Source organism: Mycobacterium sp. 1165178.9, assembly GCF_001673555.1.
Lineage (GTDB): Bacteria > Actinomycetota > Actinomycetes > Mycobacteriales > Mycobacteriaceae > Mycobacterium.
The window spans coordinates 1-10,230 of the sequence record NZ_LZMB01000355.1 but is presented as its reverse complement, the minus strand read 5'-3'; the positions used below and the strand labels follow the sequence as shown (position 1 = coordinate 10,230).

Below are 10,230 nucleotides of genomic sequence, written 5' to 3'. Positions count from 1 at the left end.
GAGCGCGCGCAACGACACACTCGATCACGAGCACCTGGGGCTCAGCGACATTCACCGCGTCACCGGTCACCAACAACTCTTCGACACCGTTTTCGTGTACGAGAACTACCCCAAGGGCAGCGCGGGCTCATGGGGCGAGCAGCAGTTGACGATCGCCGACTTCCGCGATTACTACCACTACCCGCTGACGGTCCAGGCCGGGCCGGGCCGGGAACTGGACCTGCGTGTTCAATTCCGCACCGACGTGTTCGACGTTGCCGGCATCGAGGCGCTCATCGAGCGGCTGCAGCGGTTGCTGGTGGCCATGATCTCCGAGCCGACGCGGTCGATAGCGTCGACGGGTCTGCTGGAGGACGGTTGGGGCGGCCGAGAAAGGTTTGCCCCGTCGGCGACCGCGACCATGGCCGAACCCGAACGACACGACAACGGTGATGGTCATCGCGCGCCCGAGACGGTGGTCGAGCAGATGCTGGCCGACATCTACACCCAGATCCTGGGGGTAGACCACTTCGGGGCCGATGAGTCGTTCTTCGACCTTGGTGGAGATTCGCTGTCGGCGATGAAGGTGATTGCCGCGATCAACGCCGCTTTCGACAGCCGCGTTTCGCTGCGCACCCTCTTCGCGGCGCCGTCGGTGAGAGCGTTGAGCCAGCACGTCGGCAGTCATGCCGGCGCGGTGGACGAAGTTCACGACGGACGACAGGCCGGCGACGGCTGAGGTTGCGTCGATCGCGTAGCGGGCTGGACCAATTCGCCGACGCCTCGGCGCCGACGTGCGCCTGATCTAGTGCCGAGCGGCGGCTACCACATCAGTGGCACTACGCGATAGCGAACTTTCTGTCTGTACTCGCGGTATCCATCCAGTTGTTCCTCGAGAAGTCTTTCCTCGTCGCGGATGCGCACGCCGAGCACGATCAGGTGCGGTATGACGAAGATGAGGCCCCAGTAGGAACCGAGCGCGAGGGGGACGCCGAGCATCATGATCACGTTGCCGGTGTACATCGGATGGCGGACGAGGCCGTACAGACCAGTGGAGGTGAGCTTCTGGCCTTCTTCCACTCGCACTGTCGCGGCCGCGTAGCTGTTTTGGATGACCACCAGCATCACCACACCCAGTCCGCTGGCGACCAGCGCATCGCCGACCAAGCAGATCGCCGCGGGTACCGACGACCACCCAAAGCGGTGGTCAAGAGCGCTGACCACTAGCGTTGCCGTCAGCGACATCCATACGCCACCCATCACGAACTTCTGTACAGTTCGCGACTCTGCCGCCGGGCCCCCGCGCATCCGCCGCTGCAGCGCAACGGGATTCGTCCGTAACAAGTAGATGCTGGGAATCCATGCCGAAATGGCATACACCGCCAGAAACACCCACGCTTGCCAGTAGTTCAGCGTGAATGCCGCCAAGAAGAGGATCAAGCCGAACACGCCCGGCTCAATCAGGCCGAATACCAACATCTTAGGAATGGTCTTCAAGAATCTTCCTTATCCTCCGTCCGGTGCACCACGCTAACAGCGCGCACACCGCGGCGCCGGAAAGCCGCTGTTCCCAGCGCACCACCGATTGCAGCGGCCACAACAGCGGCGCAGGGCTGACACTACCGTCGGCTGCCGGATGGATGTGCACGATTGGTCAAAGGGCGAGCGGCCAGCGGCGTCGGAGCGCCCGTTCGGCCGGCTTCGCGATGGGCCCAAGCTGCCTGACCCCCACCAAATCTGGGTCCGGCCCAGCGATTTACTACAACGCTGGCCTGCGCGTTGCGCGTTTGCTGTACCGTAGCCCGCTATGGCGGGGGGTTCCCATCGGCCCAGAGCCGGCACGATCTCGCTGGACGACTTAACTCGCAGGATCAGCGGCCCCGACGCCACTCGTAATGGCCATGCTGTTGCCCAGACAGCGGATGCGCCGATTGAACTGTCTCGGGGCCGGTTCATCGCCGCGATCGTCGCGCTCGGCAGCGCGGAGTTGATGGCGTCGATAGAGCTCACGATCGGGATAGTGGCGCTTCCCAAGATCCAGAACGAGCTGAACCTGTCGAGTGCCGGGCGAAACTGGGTTGTGTTCGCGACCCTGTTGGCGTGCAACGGATTGATACTGGTCGGCGGTCGTCTCGGTGACACGATCGGCCGCAAGCGCGCCTTCGTCATAGGGACCGTGCTGTCAACCGTCGCATCGGTGATGTCCGCGATCGCGTGGGACGAAGGCAGCCTCGTGGTGGCGCGGATGTTGAAAGGTGTCTCTATCGCGATACTCGCACCGACGTGCTTGGCCCTGGTCGCGACGACGTTCCCGAAGGGCCGCTTACGCAATGGCGCGATGGCGGTGTTCACCGCCATGGGCAGCGTCGGCTCGGTGCTGGGCCTGGTGGTGGGCGGGATAATCACCGAAGTGTCATGGCGGCTGGCGGTTTTCGTGACCGCACCGATCGGGCTGCTGGCGCTGTACCTGGCCCACATCGCGCTGCGGGAAACCCACAGGGAGCGGATGAAGCTCGATGCCACCGGCGCGATGTTGGCCACGCTGGGGGTCACCGGGGTGGTCCTCGGCTTCTCGATGCAGTCGGGGAAGGGAGTGCTGTCGGCGGGCACCATAGGAGCGGGTGCGGTGGCCCTGGCGGCTTTCACCGCGTTCGCCGTGGTCGAGCGCAGGGCGGAAAACCCGGTCCTGCCATTCAGTTTGTTCGCCGACCGCAATCGGCTTGCCACGTTCGCGGCCTTGTTTCTCACCGGTGGGTTGATCATGGCTTTGATGCTCGTGGTCACCGTGTACGTGCAGGACATCATGGGCTATAACACGCTCCAATCCGGTCTGGCCTTCATCCCGTTCGTCGTAGCGGCGGCGGTCGGGCTGGGCGCGGCCTCGCGGCTGGTGGTGTCATTTCCCCCGCGGGTGGTGGTGATCGGCGGCAGCATCCTGATGTTCGGCGGCGCGCTGTACGCCTCGAAGTTGCATCGCGGCGTCCCATACTTTCCTGACCTGGCGCTACCGATCGTCGTCGCCGGTATCGGCGTCGCCCTGATCGTGGTGCCGCTTTCGCTGTCGGTGATCGCCAGCGTCGGTCCCGACCGGATCGGGCCCACCTCTGCCATCGCGGTGGTGCTGCAGGGGCTGGGCGGGCCGGTGGTGCTGTCCGTCATCCAGGCCGCCATCACCTCGCACACCCTGTCCCTGGGCGGCATCAGCGGCCCGGCGAAGTCGATGAATGCCGCCCAGCTGTATGCGCTCGACCGTGGCTATACCTATGGTTTGCTGTGGCTCGCCGGCGCGGTCGTCCTGCTGGGGGTGGTGGCGCTGTTCATCGGCTATAGCGCGCAGGATGTGGCGCGGGCGCAGGAGGCCAAAATGGCCGCTGAACTGTAGCTGGCGTCGTGCCACCCTCGCCCATGCGAACGGGGGTGTGGGGCGGGTGAACCACCGTCCACCCAATTTGCCCTTTTCGAACATCCACTGCGACGGCCCCGGTAATCTCAGGCCTGTGTTTGAGACGTCCATCCCGGATGTGCTGCGTGAGCGTGCGAGTTTGCAGCCCAACGACCCAGCGTTCACATTCATGGATTACGAGCAGGATTGGGACGGAGTCCCCGAAACCCTGACCTGGTCTCAGCTGTATCGCAGGACTTCGAACGTCGCACACGAACTCGGCCGCAGCGCATGCAGCGGTGACCGCGCCGTGATACTGGCACCGCAGGGGCTCGAGTACATCGTCGCGTTTCTCGGCGCATTGCAGGCCGGGCTTATCGCAGTGCCGCTTTCGGCCCCCACGGGCGGCGTCCACGACGAGCGCGTGGACTCGGTCCTGCAGGACACGTCGCCATCAGTCATCCTCACGACGTCCTCGGTCGTCGGCAATGTCGCCGAGTATGTCGAGGCGCGCAACGGTGGTTCCACCCCGTCGGTCATCGAGATCGATGCCCTCGACTTGGATTCCAGAGCGGCGTCCGACGGCGACGGCAGCAGGTCCGATATCGCCTACCTGCAATACACGTCCGGATCGACGCGCCGGCCGGCCGGCGTCATGATCTCGTACGAAAACGTGCTAACCAACTTCCAACAGTGGGTGCAGGCCTACTTCGCCGATTCCGGCATGGACATGACTGTCGTGTCGTGGCTGCCGTTCTACCACGACATGGGTCTGGTGGCGGGAATCTTTAAACCGGTCCTCGCCGGAGTACACGCCGTTCTCATGAGCCCGGTGGCATTTTTGCAGCGCCCCGCCCGCTGGATGCAGCTGATGGCGACCCATCGGCGCGCCGTCACGGCGGGACCGAACTTTGCCTACGAACTGGCGGTGCGCAAAACCACGGACGAGGACATGGCCGGGCTTGATCTCGGCGACGTTGTGGCGTTCATCAGCGGTAGCGAACGAATCCATGCGGCGACGCTGCGGCGTTTCTCCGACCGGTTCGCCAAGTTCAATCTGGACCACACGATGCTTCGGCCTTCGTATGGACTGGCCGAGGCGGTGTTGTATGTGGCGACCAGCGCGTCGGGTCAGCCCCCACGGATCGTCAGGTTCGATCCCGATGCGTTGTCCGCCGGCCGCGCGGAGCATTGTGCCGGCGGGGGGACTCCGCTGGTCGGCTATGAGTTGCCGCCCTCGCCGGTGGTGCGAATCGTCGATCCCGAGACGGCCACCGAGTGTCCGGACGGGACGACCGGTGAGATCTGGGTGCACGGCGCCAATGTCGCGTCGGGATATTGGGGCAAAACCGAAGAAACGCAGCACACCTTCCGCGCGAAACTCGTCAATCCGTCGACGGGTACACCCGAGGAGCCGTGGCTTCGGACCGGCGATTTGGGTTTCGTTTCGGATGGCGAGCTGTTCGTCATGGGGCGCATCAAGGATCTTTTGATCGTCTACGGGCGTAACCACTCTCCCGACGACATCGAGGCGACGATCCAGGAGATCACGCGGGGGCGCTGCGTGGCGATCGCGGTTCCCGACAAGGAGACCGAAAAGCTGGTCGCGATAATCGAATTCAAGAAGAATGGCGACTCCGCAGAGGTCGCGGCAGAAAAGCTTTTGGCCGTCAAACGCAAAGTCGCCTCGGCGATATCCAATTCCCATGGGTTGGGAGTGGCGGACCTCGTCGTGGTGGCTCCCGGCTCGATCCCCATCACCACCAGCGGCAAGGTCAGGCGAGCGGCCTGTGTCGAGCAGTACCGGCAGAATCAGTTCGCCCGCTTGGACGCTTAGGCACTAGGGCGTCGGCACCATTTGTCCCCGGGCGCGTGGGATGCTCAAACCATGACAACCGCCCGTGTCCCGGGCCTGCCGCCCGGTGAGGCCAAGGCCGCCGCCGATGAAGCCGCGGTGCCCAACTACATGGCCGAACTCAGCATCTTCCAAGTGCTTCTCAACCATCCGCCGCTGGCGCGCGCAATCAACGATCTGCTCGCCACCATGCTGTGGCACGGTGCGCTCGACCCCCGGTTGCGCGAGTTGGTGATCATGCGAATCGGTTGGCTCACCGCATGCGACTACGAATGGACGCAGCACTGGCGGGTTGCGTCGAGGCTCGGTGTGGCCCCCGACGACCTGCTCGGCGTGCGCGACTGGCAAGCGCACGCCGGGTTCGGCCCTACCGAGCGCGCTGTGCTGGCCGCGACCGACGACGTGGTGCGCGACGGCGCGGTGAGCGCCGAGAGCTGGGCGGCCTGCGAGCGTGAATTGAAGGGCGACACAACGGTTCTCATCGAGCTCGTCACCGCCATTGGCGCGTGGCGGATGGTCTCGTCGATCCTGCACAGCCTTCAGGTCCCGCTCGAAGAGGGCGTCTCCAGCTGGCCGCCGGACGGCCGACCGCCAACGCAAGCCGTAATCGATTGACATATCAATCCGTAGCTCCTTAGCGTCGGGCAATGAGAACCAGGGTCGCCGAGATGCTCGGAGTCGAATTCCCCATCTGCGCCTTCAGCCACTGCCGCGACGTGGTGGCGGCGGTGACCAACGCTGGCGGCTTCGGGGTCCTCGGCGCCACCGCGCACAGTCCCCGGCGCCTGGAGAGCGAGCTCACCTGGATCGAGGAGCAGACGGGGGGCAAGCCCTACGGAGTCGATCTGCTGCTTCCGCCCAAATACGTTGGCGCCGAGCAGGGCGGCATCGACACCACGCAGGCCCGCACTCTGCTGCCCGACGAGCATCGCGCCTTCGTCGAGGACCTCCTGGCCCGCTACGGCGTCACCGCGTCCGCCGAGGAGTCGCCCGGGTCAAGGGGCGGCCTGAGCATCTCGCCCAAGATGTACGAGCCGCTGCTCGACGTGGCCTTCTCCAGCAACATCCGGCTGATCGCCAGCGCACTCGGGCCGCCTCCGGCGGACGTCGTCCGCCGCGCACATGAGCGGGACGTGCTGGTGGCCGCGCTGGCCGGCACCACCCGGCACGCCCAACGGCACGCCGAAGCGGGCGTCGACCTGATCGTCGCGCAAGGCACCGAGGCGGGTGGTCATACCGGCGAGGTGGCGACGATGGTCTTGGTACCCGAGGTCGTCGATGCCGTCGCGCCGGTGCCCGTCCTCGCCGCCGGTGGAATCGCCCGTGGTCGCCAGATCGCCGCGGCGCTGGCCCTCGGCGCCGAGGGCGTGTGGTGCGGCTCCGTGTGGCTGACCACCGAAGAAGCCGAGACGGTACCCGTGGTCAAGGAGAAGTTCCTGGCGGCCACCTCGTCGGACACCGTGCGATCCCGCTCGATGACGGGCAAGCCGGCACGCATGCTGCGCACGGCCTGGACCGACGAGTGGGAGCGGCCGGAAAACCCGGATCCGCTGGGCATGCCGTTGCAGACCGCGCTGATCACCGAGCCGCAGGTGCGTATCAACCAAGCCGCTGCCCACCACGGCGCCAAGGCGCGTGAGCTGGCCACCTACTTCGTCGGGCAGGTAGTGGGCTCGCTCGACAGGGTCCGCCCGACGCGCTCCGTGGTGGTCGACATGGTCGACGAGTTCATCGACACCATCGGCCGGCTCGACGGCCTGGTCGAGAAGTGACGACAGGTGGACCGACAAGCGCGCGGCACTGACGCATTCTTGACAGCCGTCACCGCGAACGCCCAGGTCAACGCGCTGGACCTGGCCGAATGCTGTGGCACCCCTGATGAATGTGTACAGAATCGCCGACACGCCATTCAGGGATTTGACCGCGTCATACCCGTCGTGCATGATCGGTCCGGTAAGCACCTCGTTAGGTGAGGCGTCTACACGAATACAGGCCACTGACCCCGAACGTCGAAAGACGCCCCGGGTCAGGACAGCTCCTCCCGGCTTAAGGGTTGAGCCCAGGTGGCTTCCGGCTCGGATCGTTTTCCAGGTCAGGACACGTCGTGTGGTGCCGAAGCTCTGACGAGAGGGGTGCGGTTCTCCGACGGTCGTCGGGTTCTGCTCCTTTGCTGCGCATAGATTGCATGCGACCCGCGCATACATCGTGACCGCGAGGAGGTGAGGGACACATGAGTTCCAGCGATAGTCCGGACCGAAGTCCGAACCGTGTTTCGTCCCGATCCGGTCTCCGGCGCGACCTTCTCGGCTGAGTCGGCGCAACGCTAAGTCGTTATCGGCCAAGCGTTCTGAGATCACGCGGGGTGGGACACGCCAGTCCGATCAATCCCCTTTGGATCTCCCCCTAGGAGGCGAAAATGACCGCAGCTTTCTACGACGTAACCGTAGCGTCCACCCGCACGCTGACCGTCGTGCGCGACACCGACACGTTTCCGGTTCCCGTGACCAAGGCCCACCGCCGGGACGACAACCGGGCGTTCGCTGCCGGCGGCGACCCCCTGGTGGACGGCGCCGCTCGCCTGCTGAGCGTGCCGCTGCGTCACGTGTACGCCGCCCTGTGGCGGGTCGGCGTCCTCGAAGTGCGGGCCTGAGGCCGAACTTCGATGGACGTCGAGCGACTCCCACTCCAAGGGGTCACTTGGGCGCAGAGGTAGTTCTGCGCCTTGGCGACCCCTTGGAGCGCGCCCGGATTTGCGGGTCTTCGTAGAATCGTCTTACTGGCGTCGATCCGGCCATCACCGGGGAGCCTTCGGAAGAACGGCCGTCCTGGCCCAGTAGAACCGAACGGGTAGGCCCGTCACAGCCGTCATCGAGCGGCCACGCGAAAGCGCGGCAAGCGGGGTGGTACCGCGGCGCTCGCGCAGCCAGCGCGTCGTCGTCCCCGGTTTGCACCGTGGCACAGGAGACAACGCGCATCGTGACCGACACATCCGGCCCCGAAGCTGACTTTGAGCCTCAGCTCGTGGACTCCGTCCAGGCTTACCCGAAGCCGGGCGCGCCCGACTTTCCCGCGCTCGAGCTCGAGGTGCTGGACTATTGGGCCCGTGACGACACCTTCCGGGCCAGCATCGCGCGGCGCGACGGCGCACCGGAATACGTGTTCTACGACGGGCCCCCGTTCGCCAACGGGCTGCCGCATTACGGGCACCTGCTCACCGGCTACGTCAAGGACATCGTCCCGCGCTACCGCACCATGCGCGGCTACAAGGTGGAGCGCCGCTTCGGCTGGGACACCCACGGCCTGCCGGCCGAACTCGAAGTCGAGCGCCAGCTGGGCATCACCGACAAATCGCAGATCGACGACATGGGCATCGCCGCGTTCAACGACGCATGCCGCGCCTCGGTGCTGCGCTACACCGACGAATGGCAGGCCTACGTCACCCGCCAGGCGCGCTGGGTCGACTTCGACGACGACTACAAGACGCTGGACCTGCCCTACATGGAGTCGGTGATCTGGGCGTTCAGACAGCTGTGGGACAAGGGCCTGGCCTACGAGGGCTACCGGGTGCTGCCGTACTGCTGGCGCGACGAAACCCCACTGTCCAACCACGAATTGCGGATGGACGACGACGTGTACCAGAGCCGCCAGGATCCGGCTCTCACGGTCGGATTCAGGGTGGTCGGCGGCGACCTGGATGGCGCCTATTTGTTGGTGTGGACGACCACGCCGTGGACCCTGCCGTCCAACCTCGCCGTCGCCGTCAACCCCGACGTGACCTACGTCCAGGTGCGGGTCGGTGAGCGGCGTTTCCTGTTGGCCGAAGCGCGGCTGGCTGCCTACACCCGCGAGCTCGGCGAAGAGCCGGAGATCCTGGCCACTTATCTCGGCGCCGACCTGTTGGGCACCCGTTACCTGCCGCCGTTTCCGTACTTTATGGACACGGCCGACGCGTTCCAGGTCCTGCCCGGCGATTTCGTCACCACCGAGGACGGTACCGGCATCGTGCACATGGCGCCGGCCTATGGCGAGGATGACATGGCGACCACCGACAAGGTCGGTATCGTGCCGGTCACGCCGGTCGATTCCAAGGGGCGGTTCGACGCAGGAGTCCCGGATTATCAGGGGCAGCACGTCTTTGACGCCAACCCGCACATCATCCGCGACCTGAAGAACGGTAGCGGTCCTGCCTCGGCCAACGGCGCGGTGCTGCTTCGCCACGAAACCTACGAACACCCCTACCCGCACTGCTGGCGCTGCCGCAATCCGCTGATCTATCGGGCGGTGTCGTCGTGGTTCGTCGCGGTCACCGAATTCCGGGACCGCATGGTCGAACTCAACCAGCAGATCACCTGGTACCCCGAGCATGTCAAGGACGGCCAGTTCGGCAAGTGGCTACAGGGCGCCCGCGACTGGTCGATCTCCCGAAACCGCTACTGGGGCACCCCGATTCCGGTGTGGAAGTCCGACGATCCCGCTTACCCACGGATCGACGTCTACGGCAGCCTCGACGAACTCGAGCGCGACTTCGGGGTGCGGCCCACCAACCTGCACCGCCCATTCATCGACGAGCTGACCCGCCCCAACCCCGACGACCCGACCGGAGCCAGCACGATGCGGCGGATCCCCGACGTGCTCGACGTGTGGTTCGACTCGGGATCCATGCCGTATGCCCAGGTGCATTTCCCGTTCGAGAACGAAGAGTGGTTCGACGGTCATTACCCCGGCGACTTCATCGTCGAGTACATCGGGCAGACCCGCGGCTGGTTCTACACGCTGCATGTCCTGGCCACCGCGCTGTTCGACCGGCCGGCCTTCAAAACCTGTGTGGCACACGGCATCGTGCTGGGCTCCGATGGCCAGAAGATGAGCAAGTCGCTGCGCAACTATCCCGACGTCAGCGAGGTGTTCGACCGCGACGGCTCCGACGCCATGCGCTGGTTCCTGATGGCCTCGCCGATTCTGCGCGGGGGCAACCTCATCGTCACCGAGCAGGGCATCCGCGACGGCGTGCGGC

The 10,230-nt window shown here is 65.4% G+C and carries 8 protein-coding genes and 1 riboswitch; of the genes, 7 read left to right on the top strand and 1 reads right to left on the bottom strand.

The window, feature by feature from the left end; translation table 11 throughout:
- Positions 1–718: phosphopantetheine-binding protein (locus A5652_RS15480; protein WP_232001204.1), on the top strand; the 718-nt coding region annotated here is incomplete at its 5' end.
- 83 nt (positions 719–801) lie between these two features.
- Here A5652_RS15480 and A5652_RS15475 read toward each other — a convergent pair.
- The gene (locus A5652_RS15475) at positions 802–1,476 is read right to left on the bottom strand and encodes an isoprenylcysteine carboxylmethyltransferase family protein (RefSeq protein ID WP_067352942.1); all 675 of its coding nucleotides are present in this window, start codon (positions 1,474–1,476) and stop codon (positions 802–804) included.
- Between the two features lie 310 nt (positions 1,477–1,786).
- Between A5652_RS15475 and A5652_RS15470 the strand changes: the two genes are divergently transcribed.
- From A5652_RS15470 to ileS, 6 genes are all read left to right on the top strand, one after another.
- The gene (locus A5652_RS15470; protein WP_082983924.1) at positions 1,787–3,361 is read left to right on the top strand and encodes an MFS transporter; all 1,575 of its coding nucleotides are present in this window, start codon (positions 1,787–1,789) and stop codon (positions 3,359–3,361) included.
- A 115-nt stretch (positions 3,362–3,476) separates the two neighbouring features.
- Positions 3,477–5,198, top strand: a complete 1,722-nt coding sequence (locus A5652_RS15465; RefSeq protein ID WP_067352937.1) for an AMP-binding protein — start codon at positions 3,477–3,479, stop codon at positions 5,196–5,198.
- 51 nt (positions 5,199–5,249) lie between these two features.
- A complete protein-coding gene (locus A5652_RS15460; protein ID WP_067352934.1) occupies positions 5,250–5,831 on the top strand; it encodes a carboxymuconolactone decarboxylase family protein in 582 nt (193 codons plus the stop codon).
- 32 nt (positions 5,832–5,863) lie between these two features.
- Positions 5,864–6,988, top strand: coding sequence for a nitronate monooxygenase family protein (locus tag A5652_RS15455; protein WP_067352931.1), 1,125 nt, complete (start codon positions 5,864–5,866; stop codon positions 6,986–6,988).
- Between the two features lie 182 nt (positions 6,989–7,170).
- A riboswitch (M-box (ykoK) riboswitch) is annotated at positions 7,171–7,355 on the top strand.
- 277 nt (positions 7,356–7,632) lie between these two features.
- Positions 7,633–7,866, top strand: coding sequence for an Rv1535 family protein (locus A5652_RS15450; protein ID WP_067352928.1), 234 nt, complete (start codon positions 7,633–7,635; stop codon positions 7,864–7,866).
- A gap of 371 nt (positions 7,867–8,237) precedes the next feature.
- Positions 8,238–10,230, top strand: a 1,993-nt coding sequence (ileS, locus tag A5652_RS15445; RefSeq protein WP_156745358.1) for an isoleucine--tRNA ligase, incomplete at its 3' end; no start/stop codon positions are given.